Origin of the sequence: Neobacillus niacini (assembly GCF_030817695.1) — a bacterium.
GTDB lineage: Bacteria > Bacillota > Bacilli > Bacillales > Cytobacillaceae > Neobacillus > Neobacillus niacini_F.
Map to the genome: position 1 here is coordinate 2,801,186 of NZ_JAUSZQ010000002.1, position 22,060 is coordinate 2,823,245.

Below are 22,060 nucleotides of genomic sequence, written 5' to 3' on the forward strand. Positions count from 1 at the left end.
CAGCAACTAGTTCAGTTGCATGAAAATCTCGGTAAATTAGAAGGCATGGATGTAGAAATGTTCATTATTAGCAAAGATTTACCCGAAGAACAGCTTCAGTTATACAAAGAATTAGAAGGTCTTTATGGTAAAAGTCTCTCCTTCATTTCTGATCCCGATTTAGAATTAATAGACCACATGGGGATGAAAAATGGTGATGTAGCTTATAGAGGCTACGGAATGCTCGACCAAGACGGTAAAGTCGTTTTTAAAACAGTAAATGATCACTGGGGAGAGCAAATTGATAAAACAGTAGAAGAAATTAAGGATGAATATAATAATCTTAAATAAGATTATCATAATGCAATTTTATCAAATGAAATCGAAACATTCCTTAAGAAAAAATAAGAAGCTAATCGATTTGATTAGCTTGTTTTTTTTTCTTATAATTTTCTATACCAATCTGCTGCTGCCTCTACTTCTTCTCTAGTCAATTGATGGCCATGATTCTCCCAATGTAGGACAACCTTTGCATTCGCATTCTCTAATAAAGACTGTAGTTCAGATGATTCCGATGGTGGACAAATAGGATCATTGGTTCCAGCTGCGATAAATACGTTTTTACCTGTTAAATCTGGAAGGTCTATTCCCCTTCTCGGCACCATTGGATGATGGAGAATTCCACCTTTTAGTGCATTTTGATAGTGGAATAGTAAGCTTGCTGCGATGTTAGCTCCATTAGAGTACCCGATCGCAATAATATTATCACGGTCGAATTCATATTTTACAGCCGCTTCATCTAGGAATTCATTTAATTCCTTTGTTCGGATTACGAGGTCTTGTTCATCAAACACACCTTCAGCTAATCTTCGGAAAAACCGCGGCATTCCATTTTCTAATACATTTCCACGGACACTTAATACTGATGCTTCATCATCTATCATTCCAGCGAGCGGCAGCAGGTCTAATTCATTTCCACCAGTACCATGCAGCATTAAGAAAGTTGGTTTCGTTGAATCTTTTCCCTTATTAAATATATGTTTCATATATCTGTCCTCCAAAAATCATTTAGGTCTTTCTATTGAGAATATCTCACCAATCTTTGCATAATTCGTTCCAGCCAATCGGCTTACTGCTCCTAATCCCAAAGGATCAATTCTGCCGTTTTCATAGATTTCTTCCTCTATATGAAATTGAATGACTTTCCCGATAATCAAATCAACTCCTGGAGAATCTTGCCCGCCAAGTTCGAGCGACTGTTCTAATATACACTCCATTCGGATTTTCGCTTCTTTTATACCAGGCACTGAAATCTTTACGCTTTCTACTGGCGTGAGATTGGCTAATTCAATTTCACTTTCATTAGGTGGTAAACTTGCAGCGGTTTTATTGATTTCTTCAACATTGTTTTCATCCACAACATGTACCACAAACTCTTTTAACTCAATTATGTTTCTAGCCGTGTCCTTTTGCCTTCCTGCAGTTCGCTGAATCGCCAAAGAAATCATAGGAGGATTGGATGAAACAATATTAAAATAACTAAATGGTGCCCCATTTAAAATCCCCTGCCCCGACATACTTGTAACAAATGCAATAGGTCTAGGAACAATGCTGCCGATTAAAAATTTATAATTTTCCCGTTCGGTATTTTTTGAAGGGTCAATTGAAAGCAAAAGAAATCACTCCTTAGTCTAATTCTCTTACTTCAAATGGTAACAAACCTTGTTCAATCTGTCCTCTATGCGGCTCATATTGTTCTGGCAGCATTAATTTTTCACCCATTGTTTCCTCTGGTTCATCATGGGCAAATCCTGGAGGATCGGTGGCAATTTCAAAAAGGATTTCGCCATGCTCTCTAAAATAAATCGCATTAAAGTAGTTCCTATCCTTAACTGGAGTGACACCATATCCGTTTGCTGCAACATACTTTTGCCAATCTAGTTGATCCTTGTCATCAATGGCACGCCATGCAATATGGTGGACCGTTCCTACCCCCATTGTGCCGCGTCCAATTGAAGTTAATTTTAGGTCAATGACATTGCCGATATCTGCTGATGAGCGAAAACGAGTGAAATCTCCTTCGCTGCCGATTAGCTCTAATCCCATAACCTTTTCTAACAATTCTGCTGTTTTTTCAGGCTGAGTGGATAGCAGTGTAGCCCCTCCGAACCCTTTAATCGCAACTTCTGGGGTAACGTCACCAAATTTCCACGAATTCTTTTCCCCTTCTTCTCTTTCAACAAGTTCCAAATGAAGTCCATGTGGATCATCGAATTCTAAATATTGCTCGCCAAATCGTTCCATTTCTGTATATGGAACATTAAACTTTTCTAGGCGCTTTTTCCAAAATTCAAACGAACCTTTTGGAACGACATAAGAGGTTACCCCTACTTGACCATCACCGATTCTTCCTTGTCGTGCTCCTGCCCAAGGGAAAAAGGTAATGATGGATCCTGGTTTTCCACCTTCATTTCCGAAGTAAAGATGATACGTACCTGGATCATCAAAGTTTACAGTTTGTTTTACTAAGCGCAATCCTAAAACACCAGCATAGAAATCTACATTCTCCTGTGGATGTCCGACAATTGCGGTTATATGGTGAATACCTAGAGTTTTCTTTTCCATTTTTTTCACTCCCGTTTTAGACTTAGTGATAACTTATTTTACCCATTATATGATTTCATCAATTATTATCTCGAATTCGAGATATAGACTCAAAAAAATAACTCGAAACGAGTTATCTTGAATACGAGATAATTATATTATAACACTCAATTAATGTCAACAAAACCAAGGAAAAACCAAGGGGACGGTTCGTCTGCCATTTTGGTCCAGGCGAACCGTCCCCGTAGTTATTTATAAACTAGCGGTTGAATGTTTTCGTTATCGCCTATTATAGTAATTTCACTAAATGGTGTTGAATCTCCGACTTTAGCATGTGCTGCAATGAAACTTCCGCTTCCTACAACTGAGCGATAAATCTCTGCATTCTCGCCTACTTTTGTGTTAGGTAGTATAACCGAATCCTTAATGATTGCCCCTTTACCAACTATTACTCCATAAAATAATACAGAATTTTCCACCTCTCCATAAACCTTGCAGCCTTCACTTATAATCGATTGGTGTAAGGAGGCTTTTCCATCCAAATACATTGGTGGATGGCTAATTCCGTTCGTATAAATAATCCATTCTTCGTTTTCTAAAATTGGGTTTGTGTTTACCGATAGAAGGTCCATATGTGCTTCCCAAAAGCTTTGGACGGTTCCAACATCCTTCCAATAACCTTTGAAGTGATAGGCATGCAGGTGGCAGTTTTCTTGAAGCATAGAGGGGATCACGTCTTTACCAAAATCCTTAGAGGAAAATGGATTGTTTTCTTCTTTTTCGAGAAACTTCTTTAGAATCGGCCAGTTAAATAAATAGATTCCCATAGAAGCAAGATTTGATTTTGGATAAACAGGCTTTTCCTCAAACTCGATAATCTGATTTGTCACTGGATCAATATTCATAATTCCGAATCTGCTGGCTTCACTCCACGGGACTTGGATAACGGAAATCGTTGCGTCAGCACCAGATTGTTTATGCTCATTGACCATATGACTGTAATCCATTTTATAAATGTGATCTCCCGAGAGGATGAGCACATATTCTGGATTTTGACTTTCAATAAATTGGAGGTTCTCATAAACCGCATGTGCAGTTCCTTCATAGGTATTCTCTATATTGTTAATTTGATTCGGTTGAAGGATGGCGATTCCGCCAATTTTTCGATTTAGACCCCATTTTGCCCCGTTTTCTATATAATTTTCAAGAGTCTCTTGTTTATATTGAGTTAGGACACCAACCGTATCAATGCTAGAGTTCTTACAATTACTAAGTGCAAAATCTATGATTCGGTATTTACCTCCAAACGGGACTGCTGGCTTCGCTACGTTACGAGTTAATTCCTTTAGTCTTGAGCCTTTTCCTCCTGCTAACAACATTGCAATGCATTGTTTTTTTGTCATTTTTACCACCTCTTTCATAGAAAAATTCCATATGTACTACTTATTTGCCCTCATTGTAGCACCGGCAAGTAATAGATAATATCTATAAATTGCGACGAGTAAAATGCATTTTCGACTAAAAACCTTTTTACCTTCAAAAATAAACAAAATATCGTAATGAGCAAGTACGGGATACAAACTGTTCATGTCGAATCCTATCGATGTAATAATTGAAAAGTATGGAGATTTTGTGAATTAAATTTCAATAAAAAAACACGCTGATTCTATTATCATCAGCGTGTAACAAACTATATTAATGCCCTGCAGCTTTTTCAAGACCGCCTGGTTTATTATGAACCGCAAGTTTTTCTATCAATTTATTACTCTCTTTATTGAGACCGATTAACTGAACTTTAATTCCATTCTGGTGGTATTTTATGACTACCTTATCAATGGCGCCTACAGCCGAATCATCCCATAAATGTGCCTGTGTTAAATCAATACTTACTTCATTGACATCTTCATTGTAGTTAAAGCCTTCTACAAAGTCTGTTACAGAAGCAAAAAATAATTGACCAGTGACTCTATATACTTTTTTATGTGAACCTTTTGAAGCTAGTGTAGTTACTTTAACCTTTGAAATCTTGGAAGCAAAGAAAATCGCACTTAATAAGATTCCTACTAACACACCCTTTGATAAATCATGTGTCAATAGAACTGTTCCAACCGTTGCAATCATGACGATTGTATCGGAAATCGGGGTCTTGTGGATGTTTCTAAGTGAAGACCAATCAAATGTCCCAATGGAAACCATGAACATAACTCCAACTAATGCTGCCATTGGAATTTGTACCAAGAAATCATTTAAAAGGATAATTAATACCATTAGAAAGACGCCAGCTACAAACGCTGATAATCTTCCGCGGCCGCCGGATTTCACATTAATGACTGATTGGCCAATCATCGCACAGCCTGCCATACCGCCGAAGAATCCTGAAACAATATTGGCAATACCCTGCCCTCTTGCTTCCTTGTTTTTGTCGCTTGTTGTATCCGTCATATCATCGACAATAGAAGCTGTTAATAAAGATTCAACTAGACCGACAATGGCAATCGAAAGTGAATACGGGAAAATGATTTGTAATGTTTCAAAAGTAAACGGAATATCAGGAATTAAGAAAAATGGCAGAGTTTGAGACAATTCCCCCATGTCTCCAATCGTCCGAACTCCACTTCCTGTCATAACCGCAATAACGGTAATCGTTATGATTGCGACTAAAGGAGATGGAACAACCTTTGTAAAACGAGGGAAAATATAAATAATCGCTAGAGCTCCTGCGACCATTGCATACATTGCCCAAGATTCCCCAACAAAGTGTGTTAATTGGGCTGAAAAAATTAAAATCGCAAGTGCATTGACGAATCCGATCATAACCGATCGCGGGACAAATTTCATTAGACGCCCTAGTTTTAATACGCCCATTATAATTTGAATGACTCCTGTAAGGATGGTGGCCGCTAGTAAGTACTGTAACCCATAGTCTGCCACTAACGTGACCATTACTAGGGCAGTAGCACCTGTTGCTGCCGAAATCATTCCAGGTCTTCCTCCGACAAATGCAATGACAACAGCAATACAGAATGAAGCATATAAACCGACCATCGGGTCAACGCCTGCAATGAGCGAAAATGCAATAGCTTCAGGAATTAAAGCCATTGCTACCACGATCCCGGATAATACATCACCTTTGATATTACCGAACCATTCATATTTAATTTTGTTAAGGTTCATGAAGCACCTCTTTCTATTTTTTATTTAATGACTTTCAACTCTCATGAAAGTCGGGTCCGTTGTGAACAAAACACAGTATATAGGATTGTGACGAATTTGTGAAATTGAATGTAAACGCACTCATTCGCCCTTTTTGCCGTTTTTCTTAATCATTCTCTTGATTTCACCTAAATTGATGAAATATAAAAAACAGAAGGGTCATATGTTCTCTTGGAATTTCCTTAAATAAAATATCCTGTCCTTAATCGAGTAAACAGTCAGTGAAATAAGCGGAGAATTTCCGGTTAAATGCAGAATGGAGCTCGTTTCGGGGTATATAAGCGGAGCTTTTCCGCTTATGCAAAGCAAAATCTCCCATTTTCGAATTTTTAAAGCCAATAGGCGGAATCTCTCCGTCTATTTAAGCCTTTTTTAATAATAATTTCGAATTAAGCGGAATTTATCCGTCTAATTATCAACTCAGGTGCTTAATCTAACCTGATCCCCCAACCGATAAGTGCCGACCCTCTTGTTTAGACCTTGATGAATAATGAAAAAGACGTATGCCAATTGCATACGTCAATTCTTGTATCCTTTAATAAGAAAGCACCCGAAAACGGAACCCTTTACAAATTAAACTTTCTGTTTTTTTTACTATTTAAGCTCTTTTTTCAATATTTCTTTTAAGTCCGTCCAATTTAAAATTCGGGGATATTGTAAATGTCGATTATATGACTGGTCTCTTACAAATACTTTTAAGGAATCATGAGTCAATGTATCTAAAACTTCAGCCTTATCATCAAAGTAATAGTCTAGTTTTAATTCTTTAATAATTTGTACCTTTTCATGGTCTAGCATTCCATAGAAAAAACGGTCATCCCGAACAGGGAAGCCCTGCTCTTTCATCCATTTTTTTGTCCGTTCTCCATGTTCTTTTGGCCGTGCGGTTATGTAATAGATTTCATGTCCTTTTCTTTCAAGTTCTTGTAACGTTTCAACCGCATTTGGAAAAGGAGGACAGTCTGTATAATAAATCTCTTCTAATGAGGTTTTCCACATTTGACTTCCCTCTTCATCACTTAAACCAAAGGGCTCATGAATTTCAACTCTTTTTAACTCATGGAAAACTTCAGAAGGTACATTTTTGTTTAACTTTTTATTGTAAATAGTAAATGCATGTTCTCTTAAGTTGATTAAAGTATCATCAATATCAAAACCAAATTTCATCTTAAAGCCCCTCGTGTGAGTAAATCGGATATCCAGTAAATTTATAATCGGGACCAATTTGCTGGACAGATAAGTTATCTAACTGGACTGCATCTTTCATTTTGTCCATTCCTGCCCCTGCTAAAAAGGAGGGAGCACTGCTGCCGCCAATAATTTTTGGAGCTACATATAATACTACTTTATCAATTAATTTATTTTCGAGGAATGCCCAGTTAACGGTGCCTCCCCCTTCTATTAATACAGAGGAAACAAGCTTTTCTCCCAATATTTGAAGAACTTCAGTCGGATTAACATGTTTTGATCCGCTCGTGGGAAAAATAGAAATTCCTGAACCTTCTAATACCTTCGCTTTTTCTTTATCATAATTTTCGCTTGTAAATATCCATGTTTCCGCCAGGTTATCACTCAGTACCTTCGATTCTAATGGAATTCTTAAAGTAGAATCCAATACAATTCGAATAGGATTACGTCCATTTGGTATCCGGGTCGTAAGCTCTGGGTCATCCTTTATAACCGTGTTAACGCCAACAAGAATCCCCATATTCTCATTTCGGAGGTGATGGACATCTCTTCGTGCTTCTTCAGAAGTGATCCATTTACTATCAAACGAATGTGTGGCAATTTTCCCATCTAGGGTAATGCCTGCTTTCAATGTCACAAAAGGTGTTTTCTCTACGATGAACTTATTAAATACCTCATTCATTCTTTGTGACTCTTCCTGACGTACACCATTAATCACTTCGATACCGGCATCCTCTAGAATTTTTACACCATTCCCTGATACAACTGGATTTGGGTCAAGGGTTGCAATAACAACCTTTTTAATACCTGCTTCTACAATCGCTACAGCACAAGGTCCAGTTCTTCCGTGGTGGGAACATGGTTCAAGAGTGACATAAATGGTTCCGCCTCTTGCTTTTTCACCAGCCATACGAATGGCGTGGATCTCAGCATGCGGTTCACCAGCCTTTAAGTGAGTACCTATTCCTACTATTCGGTTATCATTAACAATTACAGACCCAACCAACGGATTCGGGTCAGTTTGGCCTTTCATCGCCTGGGCATTTTTTAAGGCTAAATCCATATAAAATTCGTGATTAGTCATTTGGACAAGCCCCTTCATCCTCTTCTAGATGTCCAGACTTATTAATCTTTGTCTGCAAATACTTCTCATTATACTCGGAAATATCTCCCCAAAGCGGCTGTCTGCCTGAAACTTTTAATCCTGCTTCTTTTAAGGCATTCAACTTTTTAGGATTGTTTGTCATTAAGGTAACCGGTTTTTGACGAATAGCCTTTAATACTTGAATGGCGTCGCTATAGTTTCTAGAGTCATCTACAAACCCAAGACCTTCATTTGCCTCAACGGTGTCATAACCGTTTTCTTGAAGAACGTATGCCATCGCTTTACTAAATAAGCCAATTCCTCTTCCTTCATGGTTAGCTAAATAGAATAAGGAACCTGTTCCATGTTCCTGAATCATTTTCATTGACTTTTTAAGCTGATATCCGCAATCACATCTTTTACTGCCAAATATATCACCGGTATGACAAATCGAATGCATACGAATAATGGCATCCTCACCATACTCAAAGTCTCCATAAACTAAGACAGATGACTGTTGTAATTCAGCTAAGTTTGAAGAGGATAATTTATCGATAATTCTTTCGAAATCCTCTGTAACCTCATCACAATTTAACCAGCAGTACCATTTGAATTCCACTGTTTCACCGTAAAGATTAACGGGAAGCTTAATAGGACCCACTAAATAAATGGCGCCTTTCTCCGTACGAATTAATTGGATTTTATCTTCTAATACTGAAAGTACTTTCGAATTCAGACCTTGTTTCATATATATATCCCCTTTTTTTATTTAGTTTGCCGTATCCATTTTTATTTCATGCCTAAGGATTGATGAACGTATGTATTTTTCCCATTACTTAAGAAGGAGCAATCTGATGAGACTGCTCCCTAGTACTTCTTATTTTATTATTAACCCTAATAATCGTGCAAATCCTAAGGCTTGCTCGGGTGTAACTTTACACCCGGCTAGATCTTTTATGGATATATTTAACCGATCAAATGTACAGGTGCTTAAATCAATCCCCTTTAACGGGGCTTGTTCAAAATTCGCTTCATTTAAATCACAGTCATTGAAGGATACCTTATTTAGTTTAGATTCATAATAGTCAGCTTTGCGTAGTAAACAAGAATGGAAGTATACCTGCTTTAGTTTGGAATAACTAAACGAAATCATATTTGCATTACAATTTTCAAATAATACATTCCCAAGTGAAGCGTCTGAAAGATTAAGCCCTAATATTTTAGATTCTTTAAATTCAACTCGATGAATGCTGCCATCTCTAAAATCTGTATTAGATAAATCACAGTGATCAAAGCAACAATCTGTCAATTCGATATTTCTAAAAGAAACATCTATAAAAGTGACATTTTTAAAAATTACTTGTTCAAAGCGTATTCTATGTATTTCTTCACTCCTGATCGAACAATCACTTATGATGCACATTTCATAAAAAGGTTCTTCCATTTGTTGATATTTTGTCGTTGTTAAGCCATCAGGAATTTTTGGCTTTTGGATTTTTACGTTCATCTATACGACCACCCTTTATAAGAAAAGACCTTTGTGTCATACAAAGGTCTTGATTAAGCCCTATTCACCTAAATCAACATTGTGATACACTTGTTGAACATCTTCTAGGTCTTCCAAAGCATCAATCATTTTTTCAAATTTAGCTTGAGCGTCCTCAGGAAGTGTCACTTCATTTTGTGCTAGCATCGTTAATTCTGCAACAGTGAATTCTGTAATTCCTACATTTTTAAATGCTTCTTGGACCGCATGGAATTGTTCTGGTTCCGCATAAACAATTACAGATTCATCTTCTTCAATGATGTCTCGTACGTCTACATCTGCTTCCATTAAGATTTCAAGAACTTCATCCGCTGTTTTGCCTTCAAGACCAATAACCGCTGTTGCGTCAAACATATAGGCAACAGATCCGCTGACACCCATGTTCCCGCCATTTTTACCAAAGGCAGCACGCACGTCAGAAGCTGTACGGTTCACATTATTTGTTAAGGCATCAACAATAACCATTGATCCGTTTGGTCCAAAACCTTCATAACGAAGCTCAGAGTAGCTTTCTTCTGATCCGCCTTTTGCTTTGTCTATCGCACGGTCAATAATGTGTCTAGGTACATTGTAGGTTTTTGCACGTTCTAAAACGAACTTTAATGCCTGATTTGATTCAGGATTCGGTTCGCCTCTTCTGGCTGCTACATAAATTTCAACTCCAAATTTTGCATAAATACGACTTGTATTTGCATCCTTCGAGGCTTTCTTTTCTTTAATATTGTTCCATTTACGGCCCATTCTGTCCACTCACTTTCAACTTTGACTCTACATAAAAATAGTAATAGAAATAGATTACATCTTCAACCATTTTCTAAAATATTATAGCGTAAATGCATAATTTGTTAAGTATTAATGATCAAAACGTATAATGGTAATCAGTAAAAAAGTCAGGAAATTTGTTCCTGACTTTTTTAAGATAATTTTAGTTTTGCGATAAATTTAATTTCATTCTGGAATTTTTCTAGTATTTCTTCAAAAGATGAATTGATTATAAGTGGGAACAGATTTTCAAGGGCTTCATAATAATCCTGACCCAATGCTTCACGTAAAAGAACATATTCATGAAAGAGCAGAGCTTTTTCAAAATCAATTCCCAGCTCATATAAGCCTCGAAACAATGTTTCTTTTGGGATTAGTTTAATTTTCCTATAGATTTTTTCATTTTTTTCAATAAACTTTTCTTCTAAATACCGCGTTACATAATCTCTATATACCATTTGACCAATATCATTTGTTTCTTTTTTTGTATAATTAAAGCCAATAACACGGCCTTCTTTATTCTCCCGGATGATAAAGGTTTTATTTCCTTTTAAATGTTGGATGAAACTTTTCACACTTTTATCAAAGATTTTGTTAAATTGGATAATTTGATGGAGCTTAACTGCAAAATCTGTATTTTCTTCACCGACAACAAATAATCTATCGACTATAGGTAAAAGCTTTAAAACACCTTCAGAGAGCTGACTCGAGGCATCATAGATAATAATATCGTACTCTTTCTTCATATTTTTAACGATTCTTTTCTGTTCGGGAAGAGATAATTTAGAAAATTCATGGATCACCTCTTCAGAGAGACCTTCCTTTTCCAATGTTCCGTAAGAAATAAACGCAGCAGATAAAGCTGTATTCATTTTTAGCCAATGATAAATAGATAATGATAATTCCGTCACACCTGATTTCGCTTTTGGCGAATAAAAGCCAACCAAGTACATGTTACTCACCTGCCTTTTATTACTATAGTATTGAAGAAGAGGGACAAACGTTAAAACTCAAAACCTCCAATCTTCATTTTTATAAAAAAAGGCTCTAAATTATTTTCTAAGAAAAAAGAATGACATCACAGCGGATGTCATCCTTACTATTGAATTCGTTTTTCTCACGTTACAGAACATCCTAATAATTGAGTTAGTCTGTTAATTAGGGATTAAAAAAATCCCTTTCGCTTTGAAAGGGCTGTAAGTAAATTATTTAATAATATGGATAGCCGCTATATGGATAGTAGTTGATATGGTGCCGGTGCAGGATAAGGCGTTGCTACTGGATAAGGATAGGCACCATAGCCAGGTGAACCTAATGCGCCTGCAGCTAAACCTCCTAGTAAACCTCCTACAAATGGTGCTGCACCAAATCCTCCGTATCCATATCCATGATGGTGACCATGGTGTCCGCCATTATGATGTCCACCAAAAATCTTTCCTTTTACTGTATGCAGGATAGATGTCCAAGGAATGGGCGCAAAGCATTCAGGTAAGAAACATTGGTGATTAACTGTTAGAGTCATTATGGCAGGACCTTTAACTAATACTTGCTTGCTCTTTTGCTATAATTTTTTTAAAAAGGCACTCAAATAGAATATATGATTATTTATGTAAGTTTTCTTATCACCTCTAGAGCAGCTCGTTCTCCTGCTTCTAAGGCACCTTCCATATATAGCCTCCATTCAGTCGCAGTCTCACTTCCAGCCCAATGGATGGGTCCTATGGGCTTGGTTAGTGCCTGTCCAAATTGTGAGAGAACACCAGGTGGGAAATGGCCGGCATAACCACCTCGTGCCCAAGGGTCTGCAGACCAGTCCTTATCAAAATATCCTTTAGGATTCAATCCCTCATGTCCAAAAAGATAAGAAATGCAGTTCAGTACTTCCATTTTTCTTTCCTCTTTAGAAAGTTCTCCGAGTCTACGTGCCTCTTCACCGGTGACGAATGCTATTAGAATACCTTCCGTTCGGCTTGGATTTGAACTATCGATTGTCGCCTTAACCGGTCCATCGTCGTGAAAAGCGATTCCACTTTCACCACGAATCCGCCAAAAAGGAGTTTCGTATACCATAACACATTTAATGACAGATCCTTGCCAAACGCGTTGACATAGCTGGTCTCTTGAAGAAGGTAATGGTGGATGATAGACAATTCGATTGGTTAGTGTTGGCGGAATCGCCAAAATTACTTTTTTACTGAACCACACTCCTTGCTCTGTGTACACCTTTACTTCTGTATCGTCCCAATCAATCCGCAACACTTTACTGTCTAGCAGGACGGTGTCACCCAATTCTTCTGCAATTCGATTCGGAATTTCTTGCGCACCATTTGTAATCCATTCCTCTTCCGCACTAAGATACTGATCAAAACTTCCAGTTGATTTAATACTCCATATTAAATCCAAGACGGAAACTTCACTCAATCTTCCACATAACCCTTCTTCATAAACCTGACGGTAAAATGCTTTACCGTATTTTGTAAACATTTTCTTTTTTAACCATGTTTCCATAGTGAGTGAATCTAATTTTTGTCCCAAAGGAGACTCCCATGGTTTTGTTGGCTCTATGTTTTCTAACAGATTCTTAACTGCATATTCGATTGATGTAATATCAAGTAGTGACAGTCGCGAAAAAGGAGGTTTTTTACCTAATCCTCGTTTCTTTTTGCCTAATAAGGCATATAGAGAGGTACCTTCTTTATAGGTAGAAGTGGTGGTAAGTCCGAACTCCTTTATTAAGGTTTGTATGCGATGTTGGTGTGGAGAAACCCATTGAGCACCTAAATCAAAAATACTGCCCTTTATGGAGGTGCTAAGTATTCTCCCACCTACTCGTGATTGAGCTTCAAGGACTGTAACAGTCTTCCCATTTTTCCTCAAGGTACGTGCAGCGGCTAAGCCTGATAAACCTGCTCCAACAATAATCACGTCTATTTGATTCCCCTTATTATGCATGTTGTCCCCCTTAACTTCCTTTCTATCCAAAGAAAAATAGGACCACCATAAGGTGAATCCTTTCTACTAAATTTTAAACAAATACCAGAAGCAGCCATAGGTACAGACCAATTAGAGTAAAAACAAGCGTTGGCGGAATGACAATTATTGTAACTTTAATATACTCCAGCCACGTTATTTTTATATTATTTTTCTTCAGGATATCCATCCAAATCAATGTGGCAAGTGTACCAATTGGCAGGATTAAGGAACCGATATCGCTTCCAATAATATTTGCTAAGTAGACGGTCTGCGTTAATAATGGCTCTAATCCCATTTCAGTTAGTGCCATTGTTGATACCATTAAGGCAGGATGGTTATTAAATAGATTCGAAAGGAAAGCTGTTATGATTCCCATCGTCACGCTTGCGTGAAGTAAACTGCCATTTACAATAGAACTCAGTTGTTCTACCAAAAGGGCTGTTAACCCGATATTGTGTAATCCGTATATAATGACATACATACAAAAAGCAAAAATCAAGATATGCCAAGGTATTTTGAATAATACGTCTTTTGGATTTTTCTTTAAATGAATCCATCTCCAGATTAGTAAAATAATAGAACCTAGTACAGCTACCAAAGAAACTGATATGTTCAAAAACGAGGCGACAAAAAGGCTGATTCTAACGATAAAGACAAAGATAAGCATTTGGATCATTAACTTCTTTTGTTTTTCAAACATATCCTCGTTTTTTCTTTGTAATGGGTGAAAACGATTGTTATTTAACAATGGCAGAGTGTAGGAATGGAGTCTGATTTCTTTAGGGATGTCCTTCTTGAAAACGAGTAGGAGGAGATAGGCTAAAAATAGTAGTCCAATGGTACTCGGAACAAACATCATAGCAGTCTGAAGGTAAAGATCCATTCCGATAATTTTTAATGCTATTAAATTAACAATGTTACTTACTCCGATTGGAGCACTTGAAGCGGTTGCGATTAAGGCACCGCTTAATAGATATGGAATCTTTTGGCGGTTCTTTAAACCGATATTTTTAAATATAAGAATGAGAATGGGTGTAGTAATTAAAATACTGCCATCATTATTGAAAAACATTGTCATCAAAAAGCAAAGTAATAATGTATACCAGAATAAACGAATTCCGGACCCTTTTGATACTTTTAACATCAGTGCCGCCGTCCATCTAAAGAAGCCGAAACTTTCTAGCACAATCGCCATAACGATGGTTGCAATAATGGTTATAGCAGCCCCTGTGACTTTTGAACTTATATCCATTAAATCAGCTAGAGAAACGCTTCCGCTTAACATGACAATGACTGCCCCAATCGTTGCTGGAATAGCTTCATTCATATTTTTCGGACGGATAAAAATCATCACCATGGTTAGAAAAAATGCAAATATGGTTATGATCACCGTCGATGGTTGATACATATATGTTATTTCTCTCCTTTCAATCTAACTAAAATTTCATTCTAAGAAATCTCCTTTTCATGTCTTCTCTTGTCCTTTGCTTTATAATACGTAGGTTCTTGGAGGCTTGAACTAAACGAATATCTTGAATTTATGTAAATCAGCAAGTATCTAGATACTTTCTTGAAATAATGGTTGGTTTATCGCCTATCTTTTTGCAGCTAAACGAATGCCTAAAGGGTTCCTTTATAGGCAACTGTCCTATGAATTTAATGGGTACCACAAGAAACCGGTACTCCAGAAGTACCGGTTTGGGATTTATTATTTTTTACCTTTTGAGTCTTTGCCTTTTTCTCCACCTGAGTTGTGTCCGCCTTTAGTTCCTTTCCTTCCACCCGAACTGTGTCCGCCCTTGGATCCTTTACTTCCGCCCGAGCCTTTACCGCCTTTAGACCCCTTACTTCCGCCCGAGTGCTTACCGCCTTTAGACCCCTTACTGCCACCGGAGTGCTTACCGCCTTTAGACCCCTTGCTTCCACCCGAGCCGTGCCCGCCTTTAGATCCTGTGCTGCCACCGGAGTGCTTACCACCTTTAGATCCTTTGCTACCACCGGAGTGCTTACCGCCTTTAGACCCCTTGCTTCCACCCGAGCCGTACCCACCTTTAGATCCTTTTCTGCCACCTGAGCCCTTACTGCCTTTAGACCCTTTGCTACCACCGGAGTGCTTACCGCCTTTGGATTCCTTGCTACCACCGGAATGCTTACCGCCTTTGGATCCCTTGCTACCACCGGAGTGCTTACCGCCTTTGGATCCCTTACTACCACCGGAATGCTTACCGCCTTTGGATCCCTTGCTACCACCGGAGTGCTTACCGCCTTTAGATCCTTTGCTTCCACCTGAACCGTGCCCGCCTTTAGATCCTTTTTTACCACCATAACCATAACCGCCATAAGATCCTTTACTTCCGCCCGAACCATGAGAGCCCTTGGATCCTTGGCTACCGCCCGAACCATGAGAGCCCCTGGATCCTTGGCTACCGCCCGAACCATGAGAGGCCTTGGATCCTCCACTTCCTCTAGAACCACGTGAGCCCTTGGAACCTTGGCTACCGCAAGAACCATGTGAACCCTTGGATCCTTTGCTGCCACCTGAACCGTGTCTGCCTTTTCTACCCTTTGGACCTTTTGGACCTTTTTTACGACGAGATCCACCGGAACCTCTTGATCCTTTGCTGCCCTTACTTCCACCGGAACCATGTGAACCTTTGGATCCTCTTCCGCGGGAACCATGTGAACCTTTGGACCCTTTACTACCGCTGGAACAATGTGAGCCTCTTGATCCTTTACTTCCGCCCGAACCAAGTGAGCCTTTAGAACCTCTACTTCCACCAGAACTATGTTTGCCTTTTCTTCCTTTTGGACCCTTAGGACCTTTTCGACCTTTCGGGCCTTTTTTCCGTCGAGACCCACCAGAACCGCGTGAGCCTTTGGATCCTCTACTTCCACCAGATCCCTCGCTGCCTTTACTGCCGCTAGTCCCATGACTTCCACTTGATCCTTTACTTCCTTTAGACCCCCGACTTCCGTCGGACCCTTTGCTGCCACTGGAATCTGAATCATCATTACAGAAACATTTTTTGTCTTGTTTGTCATCTGGATTGTTATTTAGAAATAAAACGACTCCATTTTCTTTTGCTTTTGACAGCATTTGATTCATGTCCATCCCCATCTTGGTCTTCCACCACTTTCCATAAATAAATTCTTTTCACTTTCTAATTTATGGTAATAAAGTGGTACTTGATATAGACAAACATTTATTTTTTTACATTCATTTCATAAATATTTGAGTATTGATATTTGTCCTATACCAAAATACTAGATGTTTGTACTGCACATTCCTCCGAAAGGCCGCATACTATCTAGAAAAAATGTATGTATAGGAGTATTTACGTGTTAAAATACGAAATCTTCATTAATCCAAAATGGCTGCAAAAGTTGGAGGATGATATTTGGGAGGATGAACATGTCCCAGCCTTAATAAAAATTGGCAATAAACGATACAAAATAGGACTCACCTATCGGGGAAATGTCATTAGAAAGAAGAAAAAGAAATCCTATAATATCATTTTTCAAAAACCTTATCTATTTGATGGTGCTCATGAAATACATCTGAATGCTGAATATGATGATATTTCACTAAGTCGAAACAAACTCTCTCTTGATTTTTTTGATACCATTGGTGTTATTTCTCCACACTCCAAGCATGTGCTGCTTTATATCAATGGTTTTTGCAAAGGAATTTATTTAGAACTGGAATCCTTTGATCAACATCTTTTGAAAAAAAGAAATCTTCCTGATGGACCAATCATATATGCCACGAATTATTTTGCAAACTTTTCCTTAATCTCTCCAGAGAACGAATTGAAAACGAGTTTAAACGAGGGCTATACGATAAAATACGGCGAGGAAAAAGACCTATCTTTATTGGAGAATTTTATTGCAATCATCAACACTTTATCTAATGAAGAATTTGAAAAGGAAGTTGACAAATTCCTTGATATCGAAAAGTATCTTAGATGGCTTGCTGGTGTCGTTTGTACACAAAACTTTGATGGTTTTATCCATAACTATGCTCTCTATCTTAATAGCAAAACAAACCTGTTTGAAATTACCCCTTGGGATTATGATGGGACCTGGGGTAGAGACCTTCACGGAAGGAAGCTTGATTACGATTTCGTTCCCATTACCGGGTATAATACCTTAACTGGACGACTTCTCCATATTCAACCATATAGATTACAATACAAAGAAATCATGACTTCCATTTTAGATAATCACTTCAATATCGAAGCTTTAGAGCCAATAATCGAAGAGCAATTTCAACTATTAAATCCATTTATTAGGACAGATCCCTATATAAATATGAATGAGAAATCTTTTGAAAAAGAAAAAGACGTCATTCTCAAATTTATTAAGAAAAGAAATGGCTATTTGACTGAAAAATTAGCGTCATTATGACCTTTTTCCTTGTATATGAACTTCATATACTTCTTTTTTTGCCTATTTTTACAAAAAGGTAAGAAAAAAGGCTCTTCGTTTAGTACAACATCATACCGTGACACATATAAATGCAGTGTAAATGTTTATTTAATTAAAGGAGGATAAATATTGTATGAATAACGACATGTGGAAGTCTTTAGTGGGGAAGACGATCAAGGTTGACAGAGGAGGACCAGAATCAAGAATTGGTAAATTAATGGCCGTTCTTGATGACCATCTAGTACTTTTGACTAAGGATGATGGTGTGCTTTATTACAATACACACCATGTAAAAAGTGTAACAGAAAATTCAAAGGATACGATGGATTTAGGAATTGAGGTTCCGGAGAATTTTGAATTTAAAAGTGCTGAAAGCTTCCAAGGTCTACTAGAATGCCTAAAATTCCAGTGGGTAAGAATTAACCGTGGAGGTCCGGAAAAACTTGAAGGTGTTATTAGCGAAATTAATAAAGACTTTGTATCGTTAATTAGCAAAGAAGAAGTTGTCCGTGTATCTATGTGGCATATCCGTAATATCAGTTATGGATTAAAAGTCGAAAGTGAAAAACAAGAAGAAAATAAAGATCAAGGTAAAGAAGAGAACACGATGTCTCAAAATGAAAAACAAGTTGTGAGACAAAGAGTTGTACGTGCAGAAAATTCACAAGTAAGACAATGAAAATAAAAACCTTGTCGCTTCTCCAAGAGGAGCGACAAATTTACCCTAAGGAGGAACGTTGAATGGGATCTGATAATTTTTCATCGACTGTGGATTTACTAAAAGGATACAACGTAAATCTGTATGTTGGTGAAGAAATTATAAAAGGAAAACTAATGGGCGTAGAGTCTGATCATATTATTCTAGAAGACGAAAAAGCCTACGTCTATTACTATAGCATTGACAAAATTCAGGCGATTACGAAAAATACGAAACAATTTAAAGGTGAAGAAATCACCACCGAATTTATGAAAACTCAGAGTTTAGCAGACTTATTAAGCTCATTAAAGAATTCATGGGTATCTATTTTGTGCTTAAACAAGCAATCTTTTAGTGGTGTACTAAGTATCGTCGACACCGACTTTGTTACGTTAATCAATGGTGAAGATAGAATTTTAATCAAAATATCTCACATTTCCAATATATTAAAAGGCTATCGGAAAGAAGAAAAACAAGAAGAAAACAAAAATGAAACAGAAGCAGCTGTTTCCGAAAGTAAAGAAGAAGTTACAGACGACAATTATATTGAAACTCAAGTTTTCATGAAAGAAGAAAAACAGGAGCCTGCTAAAGTTCAACAAGTAGTGAATCTGGTAGACAAAGAAGTAATTGGTTCTCCGAAGGTAATGGTAAGTCAACCGGAAAATGAGAAAAAGGTTTGGGCAGAACCTATCAGATCCTCTGTACAGATTGCAAAAGTCAGCAATGAAAATAAAAAAGAAGATAAGAAGCAAGTTGCTCAAAGTGAAAGTGTTCCGCAAACTGGAAAACACAGCACTGATAGTAAATGGTTAAGAACTGAAATACCACAAACACATCAAGAGGAAGTTAAAAAGCAAAAATCAGAAGTTGTTATTCAAAATATTGTGAAACATGATAAGGAAAATATTCAAAAAGCTGCGGCTCCTTCTATGGATAAAAGAGCCCAGGTAAAACAGCCTGTACGCGAGCAAATGAAAGCTGAACCTGCACCGAAGAAACAAGTACCTGCGAGTTCTGCGCAGGAACTATTAAATAAAGTAAAAAAGGTAAAAGAAACCCTTGAAACGAATCCACTTATGAAAATAGAAAAGACAAAAATGAACACCGTAGAAAGTAAAAAAGAGGATAAAAAACCTAAGGCTCAAGAAGTTGGGGCATCGCGGTTTTCCGGTGAACCAGCTAAACGTGATTTTGACCGAAGATCCATCTTCTCAGGATGGCCGAATCGGAATAACTCACAAAAACGCATTTAATCACTTCCCCAAGATAATGGCAGCAAATGATTATCTGTAAACCTAATCTTCTATTCCTGTGCCAATTACAATTTTACAATAAAGAGCTGGGCATTCTTTCATCGTAATATCTAGTTATGTGCACCCGCTCTTTTTGTAGAATCATTTTAGTAGAAAGGATGTGATTAAATGAAATTAAAAGACCATGTTGGTACCTATATAAAACTAGAAATCTCCGGTAATAAACCCATCAGCGGAATCTTAATCGACATAGGCAGTGATTTGTGGGTTATTTACGATGGTTATGATTATTTATACATTCCTACTGTTCATATTCAAAATTGGAAGTTTCCTAAAAAAGAAGAAATTGATGAAATTATCACTCTATCAGAGGACCAATCCCCTATTTTCAACCCTAACGAGGAAATTTCACTACGAAAAACTCTTACAGCGGCTAAGGGTATTTTTACAGAAATAGTTGTGACCAGTAAACAAGCTATACACGGTTACATTATAAGCATTATGAATAATTATTTTGTATTTTACTCCCCTATTTACAAAACCATGTTTATTTCACTTAACCACTTAAAATGGTTAATTCCTTACACCAATAATCAGCGGCCATATGGCTTAAGCAATGCAAATCTACCGGTAAATCCATCAAACATAACTTTCGCGCGATCGTTTGAAGTCCAGATTGAAAAATTGATTGGAACATTAATTGTATTTAATGTCGGGGAAAACGAGAATGGTATGGGGAAAATAATGGGAATAAAAAATAACTTCGTGGAATTGCTAACGGCTAAAGGTGATCCAGTCTATTTAAATCTTCAGCACATTAAAACCGTTCATATGACATAAATATGAGGGCAGCCTTAACATGACCAATTCGCTCTATATAACCTTAACAGAGTGTCCTAAGGGCGGCACTCTTTTATTTATTAGCCCCTCACTAAAATTAAGCAAATATAAAAACCTACATAAATGCTCAACTTTCCAGCATACATTTTAAGTAAGAACAGTTTTCCATCAGGAGGATTTCATGGACATCTTTGTGAGACAAGGTGATTCTTTATGGTATTACAGTCAACTGTTTGGAATGAATATTCAACTGATTATTGATTCTAACCGAAATATTCAACCAGATCAGCTTGCAGCAGGACAGCGAATCAGAATTCCCGGATTTGTTGGGCAGAATTATCAGATCCGAAGCGGTGATTCTTTTTGGAGTATTGCCCAAAACCGTAATCTGTCACTTGATGCGCTGCTGCTTGCTAACCCTAATGTAAATCCGAATCGTCTAGTAGTCGGGCAAAGCATTAAGGTTCCACTTAGGATAACTTGGAGACTAGTTCAAGGAAAGCGGCCTTATGATTTCAGAACAATGATGAGTGATATTGCTCGTTTGCAAAACGTTTATCCATTTCTCAGGGTAACAAATGCAGGGAATTCAGTACTTGGCAACACGATTCCAGAAGTTTTAATTGGTAATGGCAGTAAAAGAGTTCATTATAATGCTTCTTTTCATGCTAATGAATGGATAACTACCCCTATACTGATGACTTTTTTAAATGATTATTGTTTATCGCTTACGAATGGCAGCTCCATAAGTGGTCTTTCGACTTTTCCATTATACAGGCAAAGCTTGTTGTCTCTTGTTCCAATGGTTAACCCAGACGGAGTAAGTCTTGTGCTGAATGGTCCGCCTGAAAATGAAACGTGGAGAAATCGAGTCATCGAACTTAATCGTGGAAGCACTGATTTTTCTGGATGGAAAGCAAATATTCGAGGTGTTGATCTAAATGATCAGTTCCCTGCGCGCTGGGAATTAGAAAAAGCTAGGAATCCTACTCAACCTGGACCACGGGATTACGTGGGTGAACATCCGTTATCAGAGCCTGAAGCGATTGCGATGGCAGATTTGACTAGAAGACGTGACTTTGCTCGGGTTCTAGCTTTTCATACTCAAGGTGAGGTCATCTACTGGGGATTTGAGAATTTGGAACCGCCAGAGTCTGAGGTGCTCGTTAACGAGTTTGCAAGAGTCAGTGGATATGAGCCGGTCAAGACGATTGAAAGCTATGCTGGTTATAAGGATTGGTTTATCCAAGACTGGCGCAGGCCAGGATTTACCGTTGAACTCGGAAGAGGAACCAACCCCCTCCCTCTGGCTCAATTTGACGAAATTTATGAAGAAACATTAGGGATCTTTTTGGCTGGACTATATATGTAATGATGACCTATTTCGACCTTGTTGGGATAGGTTTTTTTGATGGGTTTTGGAGGTTATGCGAGAGTGTTTCTGGCTAAGCCCCAGTATTTCTGACTATGCTCCAGTAAATTCAGCTCAT

20 protein-coding genes and 1 pseudogene are annotated in these 22,060 nt (G+C 37.8%); 6 read left to right on the plus strand and 15 right to left on the minus strand.

Going from position 1 to position 22,060, the window contains the following annotated elements:
* Positions 1-3: 3 nt before the first annotated feature.
* A pseudogene (locus tag QFZ28_RS14400) lies at positions 4-330 on the plus strand (hypothetical protein); the annotation flags it as partial.
* A gap of 92 nt (positions 331-422) precedes the next feature.
* On the opposite strand, the gene QFZ28_RS14405 reads toward QFZ28_RS14400, so the two are convergent.
* The 15 genes from QFZ28_RS14405 to QFZ28_RS14475 all read right to left on the minus strand — a co-directional run bounded on the left by QFZ28_RS14405 (position 423) and on the right by QFZ28_RS14475 (position 16,391).
* The gene (locus QFZ28_RS14405; protein WP_307195265.1) at positions 423-1,025 is read right to left on the minus strand and encodes an alpha/beta hydrolase; all 603 of its coding nucleotides are present in this window, start codon (positions 1,023-1,025) and stop codon (positions 423-425) included.
* An 18-nt stretch (positions 1,026-1,043) separates the two neighbouring features.
* Positions 1,044-1,652, minus strand: a complete 609-nt coding sequence (locus tag QFZ28_RS14410; protein WP_307195266.1) for a flavin reductase family protein — start codon at positions 1,650-1,652, stop codon at positions 1,044-1,046.
* A gap of 13 nt (positions 1,653-1,665) precedes the next feature.
* Positions 1,666-2,604: a ring-cleaving dioxygenase gene (locus QFZ28_RS14415; RefSeq protein ID WP_307195267.1), complete on the minus strand. Its 939-nt coding sequence runs from the start codon at positions 2,602-2,604 to the stop codon at positions 1,666-1,668.
* A 227-nt stretch (positions 2,605-2,831) separates the two neighbouring features.
* Positions 2,832-3,986 carry a glucose-1-phosphate adenylyltransferase gene (locus QFZ28_RS14420; RefSeq protein WP_307195268.1) on the minus strand — a complete coding sequence of 385 codons (1,155 nt, stop codon included), beginning with the start codon at positions 3,984-3,986 and terminating at the stop codon, positions 2,832-2,834.
* Between the two features lie 292 nt (positions 3,987-4,278).
* Entirely contained in the window at positions 4,279-5,757 is a 1,479-nt protein-coding gene (locus QFZ28_RS14425) for a SulP family inorganic anion transporter (RefSeq protein WP_307195269.1), read from the minus strand.
* A 633-nt stretch (positions 5,758-6,390) separates the two neighbouring features.
* Entirely contained in the window at positions 6,391-6,963 is a 573-nt protein-coding gene (locus tag QFZ28_RS14430) for a 5' nucleotidase, NT5C type (RefSeq protein WP_307195270.1), read from the minus strand.
* A gap of 1 nt (position 6,964) precedes the next feature.
* Positions 6,965-8,068, minus strand: coding sequence for a bifunctional diaminohydroxyphosphoribosylaminopyrimidine deaminase/5-amino-6-(5-phosphoribosylamino)uracil reductase RibD (ribD, locus tag QFZ28_RS14435; RefSeq protein ID WP_307195271.1), 1,104 nt, complete (start codon positions 8,066-8,068; stop codon positions 6,965-6,967).
* Positions 8,061-8,816 (minus strand): GTP cyclohydrolase II, encoded by a 756-nt coding sequence (locus QFZ28_RS14440; protein ID WP_307195272.1) that lies wholly within the window; start codon positions 8,814-8,816, stop codon positions 8,061-8,063. The genes ribD and QFZ28_RS14440 overlap by 8 nt, the downstream gene beginning before the upstream one ends.
* A 129-nt stretch (positions 8,817-8,945) precedes the next feature.
* Positions 8,946-9,575, minus strand: a complete 630-nt coding sequence (locus QFZ28_RS14445; protein WP_307195273.1) for a pentapeptide repeat-containing protein — start codon at positions 9,573-9,575, stop codon at positions 8,946-8,948.
* A gap of 60 nt (positions 9,576-9,635) precedes the next feature.
* On the minus strand, positions 9,636-10,355 hold the full coding sequence (locus QFZ28_RS14450) for a YebC/PmpR family DNA-binding transcriptional regulator (RefSeq protein ID WP_307195274.1): 720 nt from the start codon (positions 10,353-10,355) through the stop codon (positions 9,636-9,638).
* Positions 10,356-10,528: 173 nt separating this feature from the next.
* On the minus strand, positions 10,529-11,329 hold the full coding sequence (locus tag QFZ28_RS14455; RefSeq protein WP_307195275.1) for a hypothetical protein: 801 nt from the start codon (positions 11,327-11,329) through the stop codon (positions 10,529-10,531).
* A 275-nt stretch (positions 11,330-11,604) separates the two neighbouring features.
* Entirely contained in the window at positions 11,605-11,898 is a 294-nt protein-coding gene (locus QFZ28_RS14460; protein ID WP_307195276.1) for a hypothetical protein, read from the minus strand.
* 83 nt (positions 11,899-11,981) lie between these two features.
* The gene (locus tag QFZ28_RS14465; protein ID WP_307195277.1) at positions 11,982-13,328 is read right to left on the minus strand and encodes a flavin monoamine oxidase family protein; all 1,347 of its coding nucleotides are present in this window, start codon (positions 13,326-13,328) and stop codon (positions 11,982-11,984) included.
* Between the two features lie 73 nt (positions 13,329-13,401).
* Complete coding sequence (locus tag QFZ28_RS14470) at positions 13,402-14,757, minus strand: arsenic transporter (RefSeq protein ID WP_307195278.1); 1,356 nt, start codon at positions 14,755-14,757, stop codon at positions 13,402-13,404.
* A 248-nt stretch (positions 14,758-15,005) separates the two neighbouring features.
* Positions 15,006-16,391 carry a hypothetical protein gene (locus QFZ28_RS14475; RefSeq protein ID WP_307195279.1) on the minus strand — a complete coding sequence of 462 codons (1,386 nt, stop codon included), beginning with the start codon at positions 16,389-16,391 and terminating at the stop codon, positions 15,006-15,008.
* 297 nt (positions 16,392-16,688) lie between these two features.
* Here QFZ28_RS14475 and QFZ28_RS14480 point away from each other — a divergent pair, with 297 nt between their 5' ends.
* From QFZ28_RS14480 to QFZ28_RS14500, 5 genes are all read left to right on the plus strand, one after another.
* Positions 16,689-17,756, plus strand: coding sequence for a CotH kinase family protein (locus QFZ28_RS14480; RefSeq protein ID WP_307195280.1), 1,068 nt, complete (start codon positions 16,689-16,691; stop codon positions 17,754-17,756).
* Between the two features lie 154 nt (positions 17,757-17,910).
* Positions 17,911-18,456: a hypothetical protein gene (locus QFZ28_RS14485; protein WP_307195281.1), complete on the plus strand. Its 546-nt coding sequence runs from the start codon at positions 17,911-17,913 to the stop codon at positions 18,454-18,456.
* A gap of 62 nt (positions 18,457-18,518) precedes the next feature.
* Positions 18,519-19,730 (plus strand): hypothetical protein, encoded by a 1,212-nt coding sequence (locus tag QFZ28_RS14490; protein ID WP_307195282.1) that lies wholly within the window; start codon positions 18,519-18,521, stop codon positions 19,728-19,730.
* 168 nt (positions 19,731-19,898) lie between these two features.
* Positions 19,899-20,570, plus strand: coding sequence for a DUF2642 domain-containing protein (locus QFZ28_RS14495; RefSeq protein ID WP_307195283.1), 672 nt, complete (start codon positions 19,899-19,901; stop codon positions 20,568-20,570).
* 181 nt (positions 20,571-20,751) lie between these two features.
* Positions 20,752-21,942, plus strand: coding sequence for a M14 family metallopeptidase (locus tag QFZ28_RS14500; RefSeq protein WP_307195284.1), 1,191 nt, complete (start codon positions 20,752-20,754; stop codon positions 21,940-21,942).
* The last annotated feature ends 118 nt before the right edge of the window (positions 21,943-22,060 follow it).

Excerpts from the sequence above, each read along its gene's own strand:
- QFZ28_RS14405 (WP_307195265.1), bottom strand. The coding sequence starts at position 1,025 with ATGAAACATATATTTAATAAGGGAAAAGATTCAACGAAACCAACTTTC.
- QFZ28_RS14415 (WP_307195267.1), bottom strand. The coding sequence starts at position 2,604 with ATGGAAAAGAAAACTCTAGGTATTCACCATATAACCGCAATTGTCGGA.
- QFZ28_RS14420 (WP_307195268.1), bottom strand. The coding sequence starts at position 3,986 with ATGACAAAAAAACAATGCATTGCAATGTTGTTAGCAGGAGGAAAAGGC.
- QFZ28_RS14425 (WP_307195269.1), bottom strand. The coding sequence starts at position 5,757 with ATGAACCTTAACAAAATTAAATATGAATGGTTCGGTAATATCAAAGGT.
- QFZ28_RS14430 (WP_307195270.1), bottom strand. The coding sequence starts at position 6,963 with ATGAAATTTGGTTTTGATATTGATGATACTTTAATCAACTTAAGAGAA.
- ribD (WP_307195271.1), bottom strand. The coding sequence starts at position 8,068 with ATGACTAATCACGAATTTTATATGGATTTAGCCTTAAAAAATGCCCAG.
- QFZ28_RS14440 (WP_307195272.1), bottom strand. The coding sequence starts at position 8,816 with ATGAAACAAGGTCTGAATTCGAAAGTACTTTCAGTATTAGAAGATAAA.
- QFZ28_RS14445 (WP_307195273.1), bottom strand. The coding sequence starts at position 9,575 with ATGAACGTAAAAATCCAAAAGCCAAAAATTCCTGATGGCTTAACAACG.
- QFZ28_RS14450 (WP_307195274.1), bottom strand. The coding sequence starts at position 10,355 with ATGGGCCGTAAATGGAACAATATTAAAGAAAAGAAAGCCTCGAAGGAT.
- QFZ28_RS14455 (WP_307195275.1), bottom strand. The coding sequence starts at position 11,329 with ATGTACTTGGTTGGCTTTTATTCGCCAAAAGCGAAATCAGGTGTGACG.
- QFZ28_RS14460 (WP_307195276.1), bottom strand. The coding sequence starts at position 11,898 with ATGACTCTAACAGTTAATCACCAATGTTTCTTACCTGAATGCTTTGCG.
- QFZ28_RS14465 (WP_307195277.1), bottom strand. The coding sequence starts at position 13,328 with ATGCATAATAAGGGGAATCAAATAGACGTGATTATTGTTGGAGCAGGT.
- QFZ28_RS14470 (WP_307195278.1), bottom strand. The coding sequence starts at position 14,757 with ATGTATCAACCATCGACGGTGATCATAACCATATTTGCATTTTTTCTA.
- QFZ28_RS14475 (WP_307195279.1), bottom strand. The coding sequence starts at position 16,391 with ATGACAAACAAGACAAAAAATGTTTCTGTAATGATGATTCAGATTCCA.
- QFZ28_RS14485 (WP_307195281.1), top strand. The coding sequence starts at position 17,911 with ATGAATAACGACATGTGGAAGTCTTTAGTGGGGAAGACGATCAAGGTT.
- QFZ28_RS14490 (WP_307195282.1), top strand. The coding sequence starts at position 18,519 with ATGGGATCTGATAATTTTTCATCGACTGTGGATTTACTAAAAGGATAC.
- QFZ28_RS14495 (WP_307195283.1), top strand. The coding sequence starts at position 19,899 with ATGAAATTAAAAGACCATGTTGGTACCTATATAAAACTAGAAATCTCC.
- QFZ28_RS14500 (WP_307195284.1), top strand. The coding sequence starts at position 20,752 with ATGGACATCTTTGTGAGACAAGGTGATTCTTTATGGTATTACAGTCAA.